Source organism: Pseudomonas sp. TH10 (assembly GCF_016651255.1).
Classification (GTDB): domain Bacteria; phylum Pseudomonadota; class Gammaproteobacteria; order Pseudomonadales; family Pseudomonadaceae; genus Aquipseudomonas.
In genome coordinates, this window is record NZ_JAEKEG010000039.1 from 25,280 (window position 1) to 44,605 (window position 19,326).

The 19,326-nt window shown below is 59.5% G+C and carries 14 protein-coding genes and 2 pseudogenes; 8 read left to right on the forward strand and 8 right to left on the reverse strand.

Annotation, left to right across the window (positions count from 1 at the left end; all coding sequences use genetic code 11):
* Positions 1–138: 138 nt before the first annotated feature.
* Both hexR and JFT80_RS06060 read right to left on the reverse strand, forming a co-directional pair.
* Positions 139–1,005 (reverse strand): transcriptional regulator HexR, encoded by an 867-nt coding sequence (gene hexR / locus JFT80_RS06055; protein WP_008078846.1) that lies wholly within the window; start codon positions 1,003–1,005, stop codon positions 139–141.
* 152 nt (positions 1,006–1,157) lie between these two features.
* A pseudogene (locus JFT80_RS06060) lies at positions 1,158–4,027 on the reverse strand (EAL domain-containing protein).
* Between the two features lie 257 nt (positions 4,028–4,284).
* On the opposite strand from JFT80_RS06060, the gene uvrD reads away from it, so the two are divergent.
* The 3 genes from uvrD (at position 4,285) to JFT80_RS06075 (ending at position 8,186) form a co-directional block, all read left to right on the forward strand.
* Positions 4,285–6,468 carry a DNA helicase II gene (gene uvrD / locus JFT80_RS06065; RefSeq protein WP_201147257.1) on the forward strand — a complete coding sequence of 728 codons (2,184 nt, stop codon included), beginning with the start codon at positions 4,285–4,287 and terminating at the stop codon, positions 6,466–6,468.
* A gap of 299 nt (positions 6,469–6,767) precedes the next feature.
* Entirely contained in the window at positions 6,768–7,640 is an 873-nt protein-coding gene (locus JFT80_RS06070; protein ID WP_201147258.1) for a Tim44 domain-containing protein, read from the forward strand.
* Positions 7,641–7,778: 138 nt separating this feature from the next.
* Positions 7,779–8,186, forward strand: coding sequence for an SMI1/KNR4 family protein (locus tag JFT80_RS06075; protein WP_003187120.1), 408 nt, complete (start codon positions 7,779–7,781; stop codon positions 8,184–8,186).
* 58 nt (positions 8,187–8,244) lie between these two features.
* On the opposite strand, the gene JFT80_RS06080 is transcribed toward JFT80_RS06075, so the two are convergent.
* Positions 8,245–10,008 carry a cation:proton antiporter gene (locus tag JFT80_RS06080; RefSeq protein WP_201147259.1) on the reverse strand — a complete coding sequence of 588 codons (1,764 nt, stop codon included), beginning with the start codon at positions 10,006–10,008 and terminating at the stop codon, positions 8,245–8,247.
* A 279-nt stretch (positions 10,009–10,287) separates the two neighbouring features.
* Between JFT80_RS06080 and JFT80_RS06085 the strand changes: the two genes are divergently transcribed.
* Positions 10,288–10,770 carry an acyl-CoA thioesterase gene (locus JFT80_RS06085; RefSeq protein WP_003229693.1) on the forward strand — a complete coding sequence of 161 codons (483 nt, stop codon included), beginning with the start codon at positions 10,288–10,290 and terminating at the stop codon, positions 10,768–10,770.
* Between the two features lie 131 nt (positions 10,771–10,901).
* Here JFT80_RS06085 and pdxY read toward each other — a convergent pair.
* Positions 10,902–11,775: pseudogene (pdxY, locus tag JFT80_RS06090) on the reverse strand (pyridoxal kinase PdxY).
* 117 nt (positions 11,776–11,892) lie between these two features.
* On the opposite strand from pdxY, the gene JFT80_RS06095 reads away from it, so the two are divergent.
* Positions 11,893–12,306, forward strand: coding sequence for a DUF3301 domain-containing protein (locus JFT80_RS06095; RefSeq protein ID WP_201147260.1), 414 nt, complete (start codon positions 11,893–11,895; stop codon positions 12,304–12,306).
* Here JFT80_RS06095 and JFT80_RS06100 read toward each other — a convergent pair.
* The gene (locus JFT80_RS06100) at positions 12,303–13,265 is read right to left on the reverse strand and encodes a GTP-binding protein (protein WP_201147261.1); all 963 of its coding nucleotides are present in this window, start codon (positions 13,263–13,265) and stop codon (positions 12,303–12,305) included. The genes JFT80_RS06095 and JFT80_RS06100 overlap by 4 nt on opposite strands.
* A 29-nt stretch (positions 13,266–13,294) precedes the next feature.
* Between JFT80_RS06100 and JFT80_RS06105 the strand changes: the two genes are divergently transcribed.
* A complete protein-coding gene (locus JFT80_RS06105; protein ID WP_201147262.1) occupies positions 13,295–13,651 on the forward strand; it encodes an NADH:ubiquinone oxidoreductase in 357 nt (118 codons plus the stop codon).
* A gap of 3 nt (positions 13,652–13,654) precedes the next feature.
* Here JFT80_RS06105 and zigA read toward each other — a convergent pair whose 3' ends face one another.
* Positions 13,655–14,860 carry a zinc metallochaperone GTPase ZigA gene (zigA, locus tag JFT80_RS06110; RefSeq protein ID WP_201147270.1) on the reverse strand — a complete coding sequence of 402 codons (1,206 nt, stop codon included), beginning with the start codon at positions 14,858–14,860 and terminating at the stop codon, positions 13,655–13,657.
* 106 nt (positions 14,861–14,966) lie between these two features.
* Here zigA and folE2 point away from each other — a divergent pair, with 106 nt between their 5' ends.
* A complete protein-coding gene (gene folE2, locus JFT80_RS06115; protein ID WP_201147263.1) occupies positions 14,967–15,887 on the forward strand; it encodes a GTP cyclohydrolase FolE2 in 921 nt (306 codons plus the stop codon).
* Here the strand turns inward: folE2 and JFT80_RS06120 are convergent.
* The gene (locus tag JFT80_RS06120) at positions 15,854–16,375 is read right to left on the reverse strand and encodes a DUF3617 domain-containing protein (RefSeq protein WP_201147264.1); all 522 of its coding nucleotides are present in this window, start codon (positions 16,373–16,375) and stop codon (positions 15,854–15,856) included. The two genes, folE2 and JFT80_RS06120, sit on opposite strands and share 34 nt — an antisense overlap.
* A gap of 131 nt (positions 16,376–16,506) precedes the next feature.
* Here JFT80_RS06120 and cls point away from each other — a divergent pair, with 131 nt between their 5' ends.
* Entirely contained in the window at positions 16,507–17,946 is a 1,440-nt protein-coding gene (gene cls / locus JFT80_RS06125) for a cardiolipin synthase (protein WP_201147265.1), read from the forward strand.
* Positions 17,947–17,948: 2 nt separating this feature from the next.
* Here cls and cfaB read toward each other — a convergent pair whose 3' ends face one another.
* Positions 17,949–19,136, reverse strand: coding sequence for a C17 cyclopropane fatty acid synthase CfaB (gene cfaB / locus JFT80_RS06130; RefSeq protein ID WP_201147266.1), 1,188 nt, complete (start codon positions 19,134–19,136; stop codon positions 17,949–17,951).
* Positions 19,137–19,326 lie beyond the last annotated feature (190 nt).

The following is a 19,326-nucleotide window of genomic DNA, read 5'->3' on the forward strand; positions in this document are numbered from 1 at the left end:
GGGTTTTGGTTTAGTTGAGGACGCCTTCGCGAGCAGGCTCGCTCCCACATTTGATCTCGGTATGACACAGAATTTGTATCAGAGGAGATCTCCTGTGGGAGCGAGCCTGCTCGCGATTAAGGTCGGAACGATCTTGCTTTAATCATCCAGAGCTTTCGCGGCCTTAGGCGACAGACGCAAGCTGCGCAGGCTGCGCTTTACGCTCTTGAGGTGGTTGACCAGGCTCGGCCCGCGCGCCATCGCCACGCCCATCGCCAACACATCAATCACCACAAGGTGCGCGATACGCGACGTCAGCGGCGTATAGATTTCAGTGTCTTCATGCACATCGATCGCGAGGTTGACGGTCGACAATTCAGCCAACGGCGTCTGACTCGGGCACAAGGTAATCAGCGAAGCGCCACTCTCGCGCACCAGATTGGCGGTGATCAACAGATCCTTCGAACGCCCGGACTGGGAAATGCAGATCGCCACATCGGTCGGCTTCAAGGTCACCGCCGACATTGCCTGCATGTGCGGATCGGAATACGCCGCTGCGGTCAGCAGCAAACGGAAGAACTTGTGCTGCGCATCCGCCGCCACCGCGCCTGACGCGCCAAAGCCGTAGAACTCGACACGCTGCGCCTGCGACATCAGCGTCACCGCGCGCTGCAACTCAATCGGATCGAGCTTCTCGCGAACCTCCATCAACGTGTGCAGGGTGGTGTCGAAAATCTTCAGGCTGTAATCGGCGACCGAGTCGTCTTCGTGGATCGCGAACTGGCCGAAGCTGGCACCGGCGGCCAGGCTCTGCGCCAGCTTCAGTTTAAGATCCTGAAAACCCGAGCAACCAATGGCGCGACAGAAGCGCACGATGGTCGGTTCGCTGATGCCGACGCTGTGGGCCAGGTCGGCCATGGAACTGTGCATCACCGCCGCAGGGTCAAGCAGCACGTGGTCGGCGACCTTGAGCTCCGACTTGCGTAACAGGTGACGTGATTGGGCGATGTGTTGCAGCAGATTCAAGGGGCTGGACTCTTCTTATGGGCAGGCGCCGTGATGTAGCACGCTTGTAGTTATACTACATGAATTGGCTTTTTGCCTGCTCAATGCGTAACCGAATCCCTCGTTTTCAGCAGAGCATGGCTGCATGTAGCGCCAATCACGCCTCCGCGGAATTACTTCGAGCCCTGCAACTGCAGAAGGCTCGCAAGCTGTTGCGCCTCAACGGGCTTGCTGATCAGATAGCCCTGCACTTCATCGCAGCGTTCGGCGCGTAAAAATTCCAGTTGCTCCTGCCGCTCAACGCCCTCCGCCACCACTTTCAACGACAGTCCATGGGCCATGGCGATGATCGCGCGGGTGATCGCCGCGTCTTCACTGCCCTCCCCCAGCCCACGAATGAACGCCTGATCGATCTTCACGTAATCCACCGGAATGCGCTTGAGGTAACTGAGCGACGAATAGCCGGTGCCAAAGTCGTCGATGGCCAGTTTCACCCCCAGATCACGCAGCTGCTGGAAGGTCGCGATGATGTGCTCGACGCTGTCGAGCAACTGGCTTTCAGTCAGCTCCAGCTCGAGGTAGTGCGGCGCCAGGCCGGTTTCCTCCAGCACTTGGCGTACCAGGCTGACCAGCTTGCCCTGACGCAGCTGATGCACCGACAGGTTCACCGAAACGCGGATCGGCTCAAGGCCCTGACGCTGCCATTCGCACGCCTGCCAGCAGGCCTGCCGCAGCACGAACTCGCCAATCGGCCCGATCAATCCGGTTTCCTCGGCCAGCCCGATGAAATCCCCCGGCGGCACCCGCCCCTGTCGGGATGATCCCAGCGCACCAAGGCTTCGGCGGCATTCAGGCGCCCCGTGGCGAGGCAGAGCTTGGGTTGGTAGAACACTTTGAGCTGTTGGTCATCGATGGCTTTGCGCAACTGGTTTTCCAGTTGCAAACGCTCCAGGGTGCTGGCCTGCAAGCTGTCGGTGTAGAACTGGAAGTTATTGCCGCCCAAGTGTTTGGCATGCTGCATGGCCATGTTCGACTGGCTGACCAGCGCGGAGATCTCACGGGCATTGTCCGGCAGCATGCTGATGCCCATCGAGGCGCTGACCACCAGCTCATGCCCGTCCACCGTCAGCGGCAAGCGCAACTTGGTCGATAACCGCGTAGCGACCCGCGCCAGACTCGACAAATTGCCGTAGGCATCGAACAGCACCGCGAATTCATCGCCGGATAAGCGCGCAATGGTGTCGGCTTCTGGCAACGCATTCACCAGCCGTCGGGCCATTTTCTGCAGCAACTGGTCAGCGACTTCGTGGCCAAGGCTGTCGTTGAGCAATTTGAAGCGATCCAGATTGATATGCAGCAACGCCAGGCTGCGCCCGCCCTGACGCATCCGTTGATGAGCCTCACGCAGACGCTCGCGGAACAGCGAGCGGTTAGCCAGGCCCGTCAACTCGTCGTAATGGGTGAGAAACCGCATGCGCTCTTCAGATTCGCGCCTGGCCGAAAGATCAGCGAAGAAGCCTACAAGATGACTTACATTTCCCCGACTATCACGCACCGCACTTAGCTGCAACCACTGCGGATACAACTCACCATTTTTCCGCGTCTCCACCAGTTCGCCCTGCCAGCTGCCATGCTGCTCCAGTGCCTGGCGGATGGCGCTGTAGTGCCGGCGAGCGTCACGACTGCACGGCAGATCGACCACACTCAGTCCGAGCATGTCGTCGATCTCATAGCCGGTCACTCGGCAGAAGGCCTGATTGAGCGGCGATCAGGGCGTAACTGGGATCGAAAATCACAATACCTTCACTGGCCGCTTCAAAGACCGTCGCAGCCAGTTGCTGTTGCGCTTCCTGGTGCTTGCTGACGCTGATGTTGCGCCGAGTCCCGACCATGCGCACCACCCGGCCATTTTCGCCGCGCTCCACCGCCCGTCCACGGTCCTCGATCCATACCCAGTGACCGTCACCGTGACGCACGCGGTATTCGATCTGATAGTCCTCGCTGCGACCCTTCAGGTGTTCAACCAATGCGCGCTTGAGCGCCGGCACGTCCTCGGGGTGCAGGCGTGGCTTGAGATGGCGCAGCATGGCCGTCACTAACTCTGGCTCCAGGCCGAACAATTCCTGAAGCTGCGTGTGGTGGACTTCGTCCGTCTGCAGGTTCCAGTCCCACAACCCCAGCTCACTGGCTTTGAGCGCCAATGCCAGACGCGCCTCGCTTTTACTGAGGGCCTGGTTGGCCAGGTCGAGTTCGAGGCTGCGCTGGGCAACACGGTCTTCCAGCCCGGCCTGAATGGCCCGTAGTTCAGCCTTCGGCGCAGCTACGCTGCTCAATCTCCCTGGCCAGCTTCTTATTCAGTTGATCGCTGCTGCGTTTGAGCCTGCTGCAGGTGCTCGATCAGTGCCTGATTCTGGAAGCGACGCAACAAGCCGCGATCGATCAGCCGGTTGACCTGCCAGGCAACCACGCTCAACGCCCCCAGCAAAATCAGGCCGAACCAGCCCCAGCCCAGGCCTTGCTCATCGCCGCCCCAGAACAGATAGGCGATCGCCGGCAACAGACAGGGCAACGTAAAGGAAAGAAACGCCGGGAGGCTGACGGCGTAGGCCACGCTCGCCGACAGCGCAGCGGCCCCGATCAGGCCAAATACCCAGGCTTGCTGGATGAAGGTGTCCGCCGGGACCAGCGCGATACCGGCACCCGCCAGGGTCAAGCCGGTCAGGTCCGAGCCGAGCATGAACATGCGGCGCCAGACCGGATGCGCCTGACGGTTGGGGATCGCTGAGTCGAAAGCCGCGACCTGGATAACCCGCAACGCCACCAGTGAGAGCAACCACACCAGCCAGATGCTGACCAGAAAGTAGCGTTGCGGGCTCCAGAGCAGGCCGGCGCAGACCAGGCCATTGATCAGCATGAACAAAGTAGGCAGCAGCGATCCCTGATACAGCAGGCGCGTGCGCTCGACCGCCATTTCGGTTGCGTAGTGCTTGCGGACAACCCGGGGTTCCACAGAGGGGCCCGACAGTTCGGAGCTGAGGGTCATGGGCAACGTTCTTGTTCTTATAAGGAGGGCGTGCGCCCGAAACGTGGACGGAGCATACACAAGCAGATCCCGTTGCCAAACTGCTCCAGATCATAATTTGCGCGAAACTTTTCCCGACCGTGGCACCGGCAAAACCCGCAAAGCGAGACGGGCTGACGCCTGTAGCCGGTGACCGACCGGTCGTCATCGGCAGGACTTTCATCGGCTAATGCAAAGCTCGGTTTGCCCGGGCCTGCGGCGCACCCTAGAATGCCCCGATGCGCGATGATCTCTCCCTTCTGCTGAACTCCCTCAACGATGCCCAACGCCAGGCCGTAGCAGCCCCCGTTGGTCGTCAGTTGGTCCTGGCCGGCGCCGGTTCCGGTAAAACCCGAGTGCTGGTGCACCGTATCGCCTGGTTGATCCAGGTCGAAAACGCCTCGCCTCACTCTATTCTGTCGGTGACCTTCACCAACAAGGCCGCTGCCGAGATGCGTCATCGCATCGAGCAGTTGCTGGGTATCAACCCGGCCGGCATGTGGGTCGGCACCTTCCACGGCCTGGCGCACCGCTTGCTGCGGGCACATTGGCAGGAAGCCGGGCTGAGCCAGACCTTCCAGATTCTCGACAGCGACGATCAGCAACGGCTGGTCAAGCGGGTGATCCGTGAGCTGGGGCTGGACGAGCAACGCTGGCCGGCCCGTCAGGCTCAGTGGTTCATCAACGGGCAGAAAGACGAAGGTCTGCGCCCGCAACACATTCAAGCCAGCGGCGACTTGTACCTGGCGACCATGCGCAGCATTTACGAAGCTTACGAGGCGGCGTGCCTGCGCGCCGGCGTCATCGACTTCTCCGAACTGCTCCTGCGCGCCCTCGACCTGTGGCGCGATCATCCGGGCCTGCTGGCGCATTATCAGAAGCGTTTCCGCCACATCCTCGTCGACGAATTCCAGGACACCAACGCCGTGCAGTACGCCTGGTTGCGCCTGCTCGGCAAGGGCGGCGACAGCCTGATGGTGGTCGGCGACGACGACCAATCGATTTACGGCTGGCGCGGCGCGAAGATCGAGAACATTCATCAGTACTCTTCCGACTTCGCCGATTCGGTGACCATTCGTCTGGAACAGAACTACCGCTCCACCGCCGGCATCCTCAAGGCTGCCAACGCGCTGATTGCCAACAACACCGGACGTCTCGGCAAAGAGTTGTGGACCGATGGCGGCGACGGCGAGGCGATCAATCTGTACGCTGCGTTCAACGAACACGACGAAGCACGCTACGTTGTCGAAACCATCGAAAGCGCGCTGAAAACCGGCTTGGCACGTAGCGATATCGCGATTTTGTACCGCTCCAACGCCCAATCGCGCGTTCTTGAAGAAGCCTTGCTGCGCGAACGCATTCCGTACCGCATCTATGGCGGCCAACGCTTCTTCGAGCGCGCGGAAATCAAGAACGCCATGGCGTATCTGCGCCTGCTCGAGGGTCGCGGTAACGATGCCGCACTGGAACGGGTGATCAACGTTCCGGCCCGTGGCATCGGCGAGAAAACCGTCGAAGCGATCCGCGACCACGCCCGTCACAGCGATGTGTCGATGTGGGAAGCGATGCGCCAACTGGTCGCCAATAAAGGCCTGACCGGCCGTGCCGCCGGTGCGCTGGGCGCGTTTATCGAGCTGATCGAGAACCTTGCCGCCAAGTGCATGGACATGCCGTTGCACTTGATGACGCAAACCGTCATCGAGCAGTCCGGCCTGATCGCCTATCACGAAGCGGAAAAAGGCGAGAAAGGCCAGGCGCGGGTAGAAAACCTTGAGGAACTGGTCAGCGCCGCGCGCAACTTCGAGAACAACGAAGAAGACGAAGAACTGACGCCATTGGCGGCGTTCCTCGGCCACGCGTCGCTGGAGGCTGGCGATACCCAGGCCGACGAGCACGAAGACAGCATTCAGTTGATGACGCTGCACAGCGCCAAAGGCCTGGAATTCCCCTACGTGTTCCTCGTCGGCATGGAAGAAGGCCTGTTCCCGCACAAGATGAGCCTGGAAGAACCGGGTCGTCTTGAGGAAGAACGACGCCTGGCCTATGTCGGCATCACGCGGGCGATGCAGAACCTGGTGATGACCTATGCTGAAACCCGACGCCTGTACGGCAGTGAAACCTATAACAAGGTTTCGCGTTTCGTCCGTGAAGTGCCGAAGGGTCTTATTCAGGAAGTGCGCTTGTCGAACAGCGTCAGCCGACCGTTTGGCGGCAACCAGTCGATGAGTGGCAGCAACCTGTTCAGTGGCAGTGAAATTCCGGAAACCGGCTTCAGCCTGGGTCAGACGGTGCGTCACTCAATCTTTGGCGACGGCGTGATCCTCAACTTCGAAGGCGCCGGCGCCCAGGCCCGGGTGCAGGTGAACTTCAGCGAAGGCAGCAAATGGCTGATGCTCGGCTACGCCAAGCTGGAAGCCGTCTAGGGACCTGCAAGCAGGTCTTGCAGGTGGGAGCGGCGGTGCGGCTCGCTCGCGAATACCGTGTATCAGCTGGCATCCATGCCAGGTACTAAACGGCTTTCGCGGGCAATCCCGCTCCTACAGGTTTTCATTTCTCTGTGAACCTATCCCTTTTTCCTACAGACAAAAGTACATAACCTTATTGCCTCGACGAAGCTGAACCGAACCTGTCAGGCAAAAGCCCGAAACACTCTGCCACTAGCCAGTAACACTTCAGCTGTGCAACATGGCGCGCGTGCCTTCCACAAATGGGAATTCCCTTTATGAAACGTTTTCTTAGCATCGCCATGGCGTTGTGCATCGGCCTGACGATGAGCCTCGACGCCAACGCCAAGCGCTTTGGTGGCGGCAAGAGCTCCGGCGCTGCGCCGACTCACCAGACCAGCCAAATGGCTCCTTCTTCTGCTGCCGGTGGCGCTGCTGCCACTGCCGGCGCGGCCGGTGCCGCTGGCGCCGCTGCCAAAGCCGGCGGTGCGTCGCGCTGGCTCGGCCCTCTGGCCGGTATCGCTGCCGGTGGCCTGCTGGCCTCCATGTTCATGGGCGGCGGCTTCCAGGGGATGCAGATCTTCGACATCCTGATCATGGCGGTCATCGCCTTCCTGGTCTTCCGCTTCATCGCCGCTCGTCGCCGCAAGCAGCAGGAGCACCTGGCCCCGGCCGGCGCGCCAATGCAGCGTGAAGTGTTCGAGCACAAGCCTGCTGGCATGGGTTCGATCTTCGGCGGTGCAGCAGCGCCGGTTGCCGCACGTCCGGTGATCAATGCGCCAGCCTGGTTCAATGAAAACAACTTCATTGAAGCAGCTCGCAACCACTTCCAGTCCCTGCAGCAGCACTGGGACGCTAACGAAATGGACAAGATCGCCGAGTTCGTGACCCCGCAAATGCTCGAGTTCCTCAAGCGCGAGCGCGCTGATCTTGGCGACAGCTTCCAGTCCACCTACATTGATAACCTCAATGTGCAACTGGACGGCGTGGATGACCGTGCGGACAAAACCATCGCCACCCTGACTTTCAACGGCGTGTCGAAGACTTCGCGTTTCGACCAGGGCGAAGTGTTCAGCGAAAGCTGGAACATGGAGCGTCCGCAGGGCGACAACCAGCCTTGGCTGGTCGCCGGTATCCGCCAGAACGGCTGATCCCCTCCTGCGCTTCACTTGTTGTGATAAAAACCCCGGCTTCGGCCGGGGTTTTCTATTTCGCGGTTGCATCTATAGCGAGCTACTGTATAAACCGGCCCATATAAACCGCGCCATTCAAGCAAGAGGATCCCGGACGTGGAAGAAATCATCGAACAACTGCGCGAAGCCAACGAACCCGTACCGGTTCCACTGGAGCTGCCTGACGAAGACCTGCTGGTGGAAATCGAGGAACAACTGTTCATCGATATCCCGTTTGTCTTCAGAGAATTCCTGTTGACGGTCAGTGATGTGGTCTATGGCAGCCTGGAGCCGGTTACCGTCACCGACCCGCAATCGCACACCTATCTGCCGGACGTGGCCGCCAACGCCTGGGATGCCGGTGTCGACCGCAGCCTGATTCCGATCTGCCAGGACGGCGATGACTACTACTGCGTCGAAGAAGACGGCACCGTCGTGTTGTGGCAGGCCGAAGAAGAGCTGATCGCCGAAGAAACCTGGGAATCGGTATGGCACTGGGCGCGGGACGTCTGGCTGGAAAGCTGAGCCTCGCAGTATTCTGCAGCCATCAGCCCGCGCAGCGGCCCGCTGGTTGCAGGTTCAATCAATGGCCTGACGATTCCTTGTGATTGTCCAGGGTCTCCAGCAGGGCCACCTGCATCCGCGTGTGAACGCGAATGAACCAGCGCCACAATACGGCAGCCACAGCGGCCGCCACTACGACGATCAACACCAGCAGCTTGTTGGTTGGCAAAATACTCGCCGACAAGGCCGCCAGCAGCAGGAAAATCACCAGCAGCGACAGGATCGGAATCACTTCAGCGATCACCCGTCGTACCCGCTGCGTATGACGCCCCGCCATCTCCGGCTTGACGCCCATCTCCGCCAGCAGCATCGACAGCGCCTTGAGCTTGCGATAGGCGGCGATCAGGAACGGCAACGACAGCAACAACGCCCCGCCCCAGATCAATGCCTTCTGCCAGCTCGGATCCGCGATCCAGTCCTGCAGCCACGCCGAGATGCGTTCGGCAAAGAACGCACCGCTGAAGAAAATCGCGATCACCAGCGCCAGGTTGACCCCGACTTGCAGCAAAATCTTGCGGATAATCGACGCCAGCATCGCGCCCTCGCCTTGCGGCTGAATGCTGCGCAGCCATTCGCCATACATGCCCAATACCCGGCCCAGTCGCTGAGGCATCACCGCTGCCAGCTTGATCGACAGGGGGTCCGCCGCGCGGATCAGATACGGCGTCAGCAGCGTGGTGATGACCGACACGGCAACGGCCACCGGATACAGAAAGTTGCTGGTAACCTGCAAGGTCATGCCCAGCGCGGCGATGATGAAGGAAAATTCGCCAATCTGTGACAGCCCCATGCCCACGCGCAGTGAGGTACGTCCGTCATTGCCGGCGATAAATGCACCGAGCCCGCAGGACAACATCTTGCCCAGCACCACGGCGACGGTGATCACCGCGATCGGCCACGCGTATTGCAGCAGGATCAGCGGGTCGAGCATCAGGCCGATGGCGACGAAGAAAATCGCACTGAACAGATCCCGAACCGGCTCGATCAACCGCTCGATTTTCAGCAGTTGCCGCGACTCGGCCATGATCGCGCCGATCAGGAACGCACCCAGCACCATGCTGTACTCAAGCTTGACCACCAGCAGGCAGAAGCCGAAACACAGGCCCAGCACGGTGATCAGGAGCATTTCGTTGCTTTCGAATTTGGCCACATAAGCCAACAGACGCGGCACCAGCAGAATACCGATGACCAGTGCGACGATCATGAACAGCGACAGCTTGCCGACCGTGGAAAACACTTCGCCGGAGCTGACTGTGCCGCTGACCGCGATGCTTGATAGCAGCGCGATGATGCCGATGCCGAGGATGTCTTCAACGATCAGCACGCCAAAGATCAACTGCGCGAAGCGCTCGTTCTTCATCTTCAGGTCATTGAGCGCCTTGACGATGATGGTGGTCGAGGAAATCGCCAGAATCGCGCCGAGGAACAGCGAGTCCATGGTGTTCCAGTCGAACCAGCGGCCGATTTCGTAGCCGATCCAGATCATCAGGATGATTTCGAGGAAGGCCGCGATAAACGCCGTCGCGCCGACCTTGAACAGCTTGCGCAGGCTGAACTCCAGCCCGAGGCAGAACATCAGGAAAATCACCCCCAGCTCGGCGAGGGTCTTGATGGTTTCTTCGTCGTGGATCAGGCCGAACGGTGGCGTGTGCGGGCCAATGATGAACCCGGCGACGATGTAGCCAAGCACCACCGGCTGCTTGAAACGGTGGAACAACACGGTCACCACGCCTGCGACCAACATGATCACTGCCAGGTCCTGAATAAAGCTGATGGCATGCATGGCGTGGGCTCCTTGAATGACGAGGCTCGCGAGCAGACGTCAGAAAGGTCTGAACGAGCTAAGTAAAAATCCGATTTTTATGTGGGAATTGCCCTTGGGGCGGGCTTTTGCAGGGTAACACCGCGACTTCCTGCTGGAAGGCGGTGCAATATAAGGAAACAGATCGATCCCGGCGTGACGACAGTCTGTCGCCCGGCGTCCCGATAACGGTGCTTTTGAAAAGCGACCAGGCACCCGCAGAGGTGCTTCCAGCAAACAGCCTTGACCCGTGAGAACGTTATGGAACCCGGAAACGCCCAGCTGTCGATGACGGTACTGATGACCCCCGACATGGCCAACTTCTCTGGCAATGTCCACGGCGGCACCCTGCTCAAATACCTCGACGAAGTGGCTTACGCCTGCGCCAGCCGTTACGCCGGCCGTTACGTGGTGACCCTGTCGGTGGATCAGGTGATTTTCCGCGAGCCGATCCACGTCGGCGAACTGGTGACCTTCCTCGCTTCGGTCAACTACACCGGCAACACGTCGATGGAAGTCGGCATCAAAGTGGTAACCGAAAACATCCGCGAACGCTCGGTGCGCCACACCAATAGCTGTTTCTTCACCATGGTCGCGGTCGACGATCAGCGCAAACCTGCTGCGGTGCCGCCGCTGCAACCGCAGAACAGTGAAGACAAGCGCCGTTACATGCAGGCACAGCAGCGCCGGCAGATCCGCCAGGAGCTGGAAAAGCGGTATCAGGAGATCAAGGGCGACGCCTGAGGTCTGGTTCCGACCTTAGATAGCTTGCGGGCAAGCCCGCTCCCACAGAGATTGTCAGTGGACACAATATTTGTGCACCCGGCAGATTTCCTGTGGGAGCGGGCTTGCCCGCGAATGGGTTCAACGCAAAATCAGAGGCTGATCGCAGTCGCCTCAAACCGCACCCGCGGATGCGCAATGCGGTCCTGAGCACGTACCAATTCCAACTCATAGCTGGCACACGCCTGGGTCTCCAGCAGCACCTCATGCACCGCCGACGCCGCGAATTCGAACGCCGCCACAAGGCTGTCCCCCAACAGCACTCGTGCCAGGAACAACCCTGAAGTCAGGTCGCCCACGCCCACCGGCTGCCGCGGGAACGCTAACAGCGGACGGCGCAAATGCCAGCTGTTCTCGGCTGTGACCAGCAGCATCTCGAACACATCCGCCGATTTCCCGGGGTAGTCCAGGTGCTTGACCAACACTGCCTTGGGGCCACGGGCCAGCAGTGCTCGCGCCATGGCCAGGCAGTCGAACAGCGATTGCGGGCGGCGCCCTGAAAAGCTGTCCAGCTCCAACTGGTTCGGGCACATGAAGTCGGCCACGGCTGCCGCTTCTTCCAGAAGGAAATCGCTGACCTCCTGCGGCACACTGCAGCCCTTCTCCGGGTGACCCATCACCGGGTCGCACAGGTATAACGCCTTGGGATTCATCGACTTGATCCGCGCCACACCGGTCAGGATCGCCCGTCCCTGGGCCGCACTGCCCAGGTACCCGGAAGAGCACCGCATCGCAGTTGCCCAGCTCGCCAATGGCGGCGATGCCTTCGACCAGCTCGGGGATCTGCTGTGGCGGCAGCACTTCGCCCGCCCACTGGCCGTACTGGGTGTGATTGGAAAACTGCACGGTGTTGAGCGGCCAGACATTCACCCCGACCCGCTGCATCGGGAAAACCGCGGCGCTGTTGCCGGCATGGCCGAACACCACATGGGACTGAATGGCGAGCAGATGAGGCGTACGTTTCATTCGGGTTTTTCCGTAAAACGATTGAAATTCAAGCCGCGCAGTATGCGACGAAACACAGCCTGTACGACAGACCGGCGACGCAGTTAAGCTGACGCTATCTTTTGGAGTTCCTTGTTGATGCTGACCCTCGAAAACATCTTCGTGCTGATGCTGTTCGCCGCTGCCGGCGCGTGGCTATGGCACAACCACGGCTTGCGCGAGCGGGCGCTGGAGCGGGTCAAGCAGCATTGCCTGAACGTGCGCGTCGAGCTGCTCGACGGTAACGTGGCGCTGAAGAAGATCGGCTTCATCAAGGACGCCAACGGCCGTCGACGTCTGGCGCGGGTGTACAACTTCGAATTCACCGTAACCGGTGAAACCCGGCACAACGGCACCATCACCCAGTTTGGCGCGCACAGTGCGCAGATTGAACTGGCGCCCTACCCGGCCCCGTTCGATGACACGCCGCCGGTGGTCGACATCGTCAAACCCCGCGCTGAAGTGATCGAGCTGAGCCAATGGCGCCAGGATCACAACAAGTGGAGACCTTAGAGCAGGCAATCAGCCAACGTCTCTTGTAGCGTCACCACATCCCCTGGGGCATCAAAGATCAACTCGATGCGCGAATCCAGGCGCCACTCACTGGGCCGCCATTGCAGCGGCGAGTTATCCAGCGCATTGGCGGACACCCAACCTGCATCGCTGTGAATGACCAGCTTTGCCCGCCGCCACACCATGCCCTCAAGCCATCGACTGACGTGGGCCAATTGGAACGTCTGGCTCGGGTGCCAGCGCCAGCCAACGCTCCAGCTGCCCTGCTGTTGCTGACAGAGACAAATCGGCGTTGCAGGGTCAGTCCATAGTGCCGGCAGCTGTCCCAGCCCCTTGTGCGCGATGAAGTTATCCACAGCCCCCACAGCGCGAGCATCGAGCCCGGGTAGTGCGCTTAGCGGCAGTGCTGCCTGCCGGGTCCAGTGCAGTGGGCGCGCTGGCAGGCTGGCGGCGATGCGCTGGCGATCTGCTTCATTAAGCTGTTCCGACTTGTTCAGCAACAACAAGCCGGCGCTGCCTAGCGCCTCCTGTTGCGCCTGTGGCAAGGTTTTGCCAAGGGCTAGTGCCTGGGCATCCAGGACCAGTACACACGGCTGTACAGCCAGTACACCCAGCCAGGGCCCCTCGTTCAGTTGCCTGAGCAATTGCGCCGGATGACCCAACCCGGACGGCTCGATAAACAGCCGATCGGGCCGTGCCTTGCGCAGCAGACGTCCCAGCCCTATCTGAAAAGGCGCACCGTTTACGCAGCACAAACATCCCCCGGCCACTTCACCCAGTGCGATACCATCGGCGGCGCGAGTCAGCAGCGCGGCGTCGAGGCCGATCTGGCCAAACTCGTTGATCAGCACCGCCCAGCGCTCGCCGGTCGGCCGCTGCGCCATGAGCTGGCGTATCAGGCTGGTCTTGCCGGCACCCAAAGGGCCAGCAATGACATGGGTGGGAATGTTCTGCAACATGGCCGGGAGCTTTCTTGGGAGATTCAAAGATGCGTTGGATGGGATGGTCGTTGCTGTTGGCGTTGCTGTCGAGCGAAGTGTGGGCTCAGGCCTGCGTAGTGCACAGTCAGGGCGAGCGGCTCGACGTCAAAGTCTGCCAGCAGAACCGCAACATTCCGCAGAAACTGTTCAACGACGGTTTCTGCCAGCCATCGTTGGCCGGGCAGAAAGTCGAGGTGCAGTACGTCGACCAGTGCCCGAGCGGTGCGTTTGGTGTGTGCAGCAACGCGCAAGTCGCCAATATGCCTTATCGCCAGGACATCCACTATTACGGCGTCGCTACTGACGCGGCGTATCTCAAGCCGTATTGCGAAGGCCAGAGCCAGGGTTCGTGGCTCAAGCCTTGAGCCTCAGGAGACTTCCTCGTACCACGGTCCGAACGGGTCCGTCAGCTGTTGCCAGCCCGACACACCCAATGCCATTTCTGCTTCAGTGAGCAAGCAGTCGTCCAGCTCGCCGGTGAGTTTTGCGAAGTCGATATTCTGGCCGATGAACACCAGCTCCTGGCGGCAATCGCCGGTGTCGACAGCCCAGTTTTTTCGGATTGCAGCGATGCTTTCGTCGTCCTGTGGCCACTGCTCCTGTGGCACAAAACGCCACCAGCGCCCAGCATATCCATGGCGCATCAAGCCGCCCGCCTGAGACCAGCTACCCGCGTCCATGTGCTTGCTGGCGAGCCAGAAAAATCCCTTGGAACGCAGCAATTTGCCATTTTCCCAGGAGCCGTTGATGAAATCGAAAAAACGCCGGGGATGAAAAGGTTTACGCGCCCGATAGGCGGTGGAAGCGATGCCATACTCCTCAGTCTCCGGCAGGTGCTCACCGCGTAGCTCTCGCAGCCAGCCAGGGGCCTGGGCGGCCTTGTCGAAATCGAAACGACCCGTATCCAGGATTCTGCCCAAGGCAACTTCGCCCATCACCATCGGAATGATTTCGGCCTGAGCGTTGAGGCGTTTGAGGATCGCCATCAATTCCTCCCGCTCGCTCCGGCTGATCAAGTCGATCTTGCTGATCAACAACACGTCGGCGAATTCGACTTGTTCGACCAGCAGGTCGGTGATCGAGCGCTCGTCTTCCTCGCCGAGGATTTCACCCTGGGAGGCGAGGCTTTCAGCAGCCTGGTAATCGAGGAGGAAGTTCACCCCGTCGACTACAGTGATCATGGTGTCGAGGCGAGCGATGTCAGCGAGACTTTGGCCGTGCTCATCGCGAAAGGTAAACGTCTCGGCCACCGGCAACGGCTCAGAGATTCCCGTGGATTCGATCAACAAATAATCGAAGCGACCCTCACGGGCGAGCTTGCTGACTTCCTCAAGCAAGTCCTCGCGTAACGTACAGCAGATACAACCGTTGCTCATTTCCACGAGCTTCTCTTCAGCGCGGTTCAGGCTGACATCGCGTTGAACTTCGCTGCCATCAATATTGATCTCGCTCATATCATTGACGATCACTGCCACGCGCAGATTTTCGCGATTTCGCAGCACATGGTTGAGCAGCGTGCTTTTGCCCGCGCCTAAAAAGCCAGACAGCACGGTGACGGGTAGACGGTGGGGCATGCGAAATTCCTCGTAGGCATTGCACGCTCTTGTGAGAAAAAGGCGTGGTATATTTAATATGTAATAACATAACATATAATATCTACCTCTACGATGGAACTGCCTCATGAACGCGCTGCCGTTGCCGGATATCGCCACCCAGGCCTCCCACCAAACACTGCCGCTGGATTGGGTCGGCATGCGCGGGATTGCCATTCCCATCGTGCTCAACGGCCAGCATTGCTCGGCAAAAGCCGATGCAGGGGTCAGCCTGGACGATGGCGACGCACGTGGCATCCACATGTCACGCCTGTACCTGGCATTAGAATCGCTTGAGCAACAGGCGCTGACGCCTGCGCGCTTGAGCCAGGTACTGCAGTGCTTTCTGCGGACTCACCAGGGACTTTCAAACAGTGCCTACCTAAACATCCACTTTGAGCTGCTGTTAAAAAGACCGGCACTGATCACCCAATTATCCGGCTGGCGGTCATACCCGGTGAGTGTTCAAGCGCGCCTGGAAAATGGAATGTTCCACGTGGAACTAACTGTCGAAGTCATCTACTCGTCGACCTGCCCCTGTTCAGCCGCACTTTCGCGGCAGCTGATCCAGAAGCAATTCATTGATGATTTCGCCAACAGGACTCTGCAGCATGCCGAGGTGCTTGTGTGGTTGGGTGGCGCAAATGGAATTGTTGCGACACCTCACAGCCAGCGCAGCAGCGCACAACTGCAAGCACGGATAATTCCAGATGGGTTGGAGTTACCACTGTTAAAAATAATAGATGTAGCAGAAACGGCGTTAGGCACCGCAGTACAAACAGCGGTTAAGCGCGCCGACGAACAAGCTTTCGCGTTGGCAAATGGACAGAACCTGATGTTCTGCGAAGACGCCGCGCGACGTCTGCACTTTGCCCTCAAACACTGCGATGAAATCGACGGGTTTCAACTACGCGTGGTGCATGCAGAGAGCCTGCATGCCCACGACGCGGTGGCACAGAGCCAATGGAAGCGGGATCAGGCTCGAGGCTTGACCGTACCGCAATCCTGACCCAGCCACACGGCTCGAGTATCGAGGCTACCCTTCTGCTGAATACCGGTGGCGTTGAATGTACCGTTGACCTTGGTAGTGAACTCACGATCGCTGAGGAAAGTGGCCACGCCGGTACCTTGGGCCTTCGGGCAGCTGAACCGGAATTTCCACTGGTTGCCGGTACGCTCGGTGATTTCCTGCTTGCAACCCGACTGAGGATCCGTCAGGGGGATATTGTCGGTCTTTACCTGTTCCGGAGTCAGGCAGGCGCGAATGCCCTTGCCACCCATGGTGATGCCTTGCTTCTCCAGTTGAGCGCGTTGCTCAGGCGTCATCTGGCTCTGGATCTGCCCGAGAATCAGTTGCAGATCCGGGAGGTCCTGGTTGTCGACCTTGACGTTGCTCGATGTCATTTCCCACAGCCCCGGCTGCAGCATCTGCGCCTGCGCAATCATCGGCATTGCCAAACCCAGGCCCAGCGCCAAACCCAGCAGACGAACATTCATCGAAAAACTCCTGATCAGTAGTGGCCGTTAGACGCCGGCCGATTGCTTCGGTTCATGCGCCAATTAAATAGCGACATTCGCGACAGAACATGGTCTGTTAAGCATTGAATCTTCCGGAGCAAGGCTGCCCCATGGATTATTTTGGACCGCACATTTTCGGTTACTTGATCGCCCTGATACACACCCTCGGCTTGATCGCCGCGATACATGCGGTGCTCACCGTGCGCACGGCTCAAGGCTCGATCGCCTGGGCATTGTCGCTGATCTTTATTCCCTATCTCACGCTAATTCCGTATCTGGTGTTTGGCCGCAGTACCTTCGATGGCTACATCAAGGCCCGGCGCCAGGCCAACGAACAGATGCGTCAGGCCATCTCCGAACTGAATTGGCGGCCGTGGGTGGAAGAAGCCCTGACCGCCCGCGCCTCAAATGCCTACGCGTCATTACGGGCGATGCCAAAACTGGGACGAATGCCGTGCCTGGCGAACAATGAAGTGCGCCTGCTGATCAATGGGAACGCCACCTTCGAAGCTATTTTCGCGGCAATAAGCTCCGCCAAAGAAGCGGTGCTGATCCAGTTTTTTATCATTCACGATGACCGCCTCGGCCAACGTCTGCAAAGCCTGCTGCTGCAAAAAGCCGCCGAAGGGGTGGCGGTTTATCTGTTGTATGACCGCATTGGCAGCCACTCCCTGCCCCACAGTTTTGTCCAGCCGTTGCGCGATGCTGGTGTTGAGGTCAAGGCGTTCGCCACTCGCAGCGGTTGGCTAAATCGCTTTCAGGTGAACTTCCGCAACCATCGAAAAATTGTGGTGGTCGATGGTGTGCTGGGCTTTGTCGGTGGCCACAATGTCGGCGACGAGTACATGGGCGAAAAACCACCGCTGGCACCCTGGCGTGATACCCACGTTGAAGTACGCGGCCCAGTCGTTGCCTGCATGCAGGAGTCGTTTGCCGAAGACTGGTTCTGGGCGGCGCGCTCGCTGCCCCCGCTGATACTGCCTGACGTCTATCCGGATGACGGAGTGCTGTGCCAGTTACTCGCCAGCGGTCCGGCAGATGCCTATGAAACCTGCTCACTGTTTTTCGTTGAGGCGATCCACGCAGCCACGCAGCGGGTCTGGATCACCAGCCCGTATTTCATTCCTGACGAAGCTGTTTTCGCCGCCCTGCGTCTGGCTGTGTTGCGCGGTGTCGATGTGCGTTTGCTGCTGCCGTCGCGCCCTGATCACCGCATCGTTTATGCCGCATCCAGCCTCTATGCGTTCGAGGCCGTGCGTGCCGGCGTGCGGGTTTTCCGCTACCAACCCGGTTTTCTGCATCAGAAAGTGGTGTTGATCGACAGCGAGATCAGCGCCATCGGCAGCGCCAATCTGGACAACCGCTCGTTCCGGCTGAATTTCGAGGTGATGTTACTGACCGTCGACAGCGCTTTCGCTGCGAGTGTGGAACACATGCTCATTGAGGATTTCGAGCAAGCCTGCGAGATCGCCCAAGAAGAAAGCCGGGAGATCCACCGCCTGCAACAACTCGGCATGCGGATCGCCCGGCTTATTTCACCGATTCTCTGAAGCTAAGGGTTATAGATGTCGTCGCGGGTCCATGGCAGTTCATGGCTGCCATCGGCATGCGCTTTCACTGCGAGGATCTGGTGCAGATTGATCCAGCCGCGCGCGAACGCATAGGCACAACCGGCCAGATACAAACGCCAGATGCGTAGCGCCTGATCCGGCACCAGTTTACCCGCCGCTTCGAGGTTGTCCTCCAGACGCTCGCTCCAGTGATCCAGTGTGCGCGCGTAGTGCAGCCGCAAGCTTTCAACGTCGACAATCTCCAGACCCGCTTCGCTGATCTCGGCCGAGATCATCGACAGGTGTGGTAGCTCGCCATTGGGGAACACGTATTTCTCGATGAAATCCCCGGCACCGCGCCCCACTGGGCGGCCATCAGTGTGCTTGGCGGTGATGCCGTGGTTCATCACCAGGCCGCCCTCCTTCACCGCGCCGAACAGGGTTTTGCAGTACTCGGCCAGATTGGCGTGGCCGACGTGTTCGAACATACCGACGCTGACCACCTTGTCGAATCGCCCATCCTGAGGCAGATCACGATAGTCGAGCAGCTGCAGTTCGATCTGGTCTTCCAGGCCTTCAGCTTTGACCCGCTCACGCGCCAGTTCCAGCTGTTCCTTGCTCAGGGTGATGCCGAACACTTTGGCGCCGAACTCGCGAGCAGCGTATCGCGCGAGGCCACCCCAACCGCAGCCGACATCCAGCAGATAGTCGCCAGGCTGCAAGCGCAGCTTGCGGCATAGATGACGGAATTTGGCCTGTTGCGCCTGCTCAAGGGTTTCGCTGCCCGTTTCGAAATAGGCACACGAATACGCCATGTCGCTGTCCAGCCACAGCTGATAAAACGCGTTGGACAAGTCGTAGTGGTAGGAAATGGCCTTGGCGTCGGTTTCCTTGTCGTGGACCGAGCGCACGGGCTGATTGTCGTCATCCTCACCGAGCAAGGCATTGCTCAGTTCGTCGCAGACGCGAATGACGTCGGTAATTGAACCCTCCAGTTCCAGTTTGCCTTCGACAAACGCTGCACCCAACGCATCAAGACTTGGATGGGTGAACTGGCTGACCATCTGCGGGTCCTTGACCACGATGGTGACACTGGGCGCCGGCCCCAGATTGAACTCGTGGCCATCCCAGAGTCGCAAGCGAAGCGGTAGCTGCAGATTCTGTAAGGCCGGTGGAAGTTGCGCGAGCATGGAAAATCCCCCTTGTTTCAGACGTCAGATCTGAGGGTAGACCATCCTGGAAAAATAGCAGGCTATCGATTTAACGGGCTTTCCAGGGATCTTCAGGTCAAAAAAACACCAGAACCTGCACCCTCCTCCCAGATGACTCCCGAAAACTGCTGGAGTTCTGAAAATTATAATTGCCCTACCGAGGGCGCAT

Coding starts and splice junctions, on each gene's coding strand:
- uvrD (WP_201147257.1), top strand. CDS start 4,285: ATGCGCGATGATCTCTCCCTTCTGCTGAACTCCCTCAACGATGCCCAA.
- JFT80_RS06070 (WP_201147258.1), top strand. CDS start 6,768: ATGAAACGTTTTCTTAGCATCGCCATGGCGTTGTGCATCGGCCTGACG.
- JFT80_RS06080 (WP_201147259.1), bottom strand. CDS start 10,008: ATGCATGCCATCAGCTTTATTCAGGACCTGGCAGTGATCATGTTGGTC.
- JFT80_RS06085 (WP_003229693.1), top strand. CDS start 10,288: ATGGAACCCGGAAACGCCCAGCTGTCGATGACGGTACTGATGACCCCC.
- JFT80_RS06095 (WP_201147260.1), top strand. CDS start 11,893: ATGCTGACCCTCGAAAACATCTTCGTGCTGATGCTGTTCGCCGCTGCC.
- JFT80_RS06100 (WP_201147261.1), bottom strand. CDS start 13,265: ATGTTGCAGAACATTCCCACCCATGTCATTGCTGGCCCTTTGGGTGCC.
- JFT80_RS06105 (WP_201147262.1), top strand. CDS start 13,295: ATGCGTTGGATGGGATGGTCGTTGCTGTTGGCGTTGCTGTCGAGCGAA.
- zigA (WP_201147270.1), bottom strand. CDS start 14,860: ATGCCCCACCGTCTACCCGTCACCGTGCTGTCTGGCTTTTTAGGCGCG.
- folE2 (WP_201147263.1), top strand. CDS start 14,967: ATGAACGCGCTGCCGTTGCCGGATATCGCCACCCAGGCCTCCCACCAA.
- JFT80_RS06120 (WP_201147264.1), bottom strand. CDS start 16,375: ATGAATGTTCGTCTGCTGGGTTTGGCGCTGGGCCTGGGTTTGGCAATG.
- cls (WP_201147265.1), top strand. CDS start 16,507: ATGGATTATTTTGGACCGCACATTTTCGGTTACTTGATCGCCCTGATA.
- cfaB (WP_201147266.1), bottom strand. CDS start 19,136: ATGCTCGCGCAACTTCCACCGGCCTTACAGAATCTGCAGCTACCGCTT.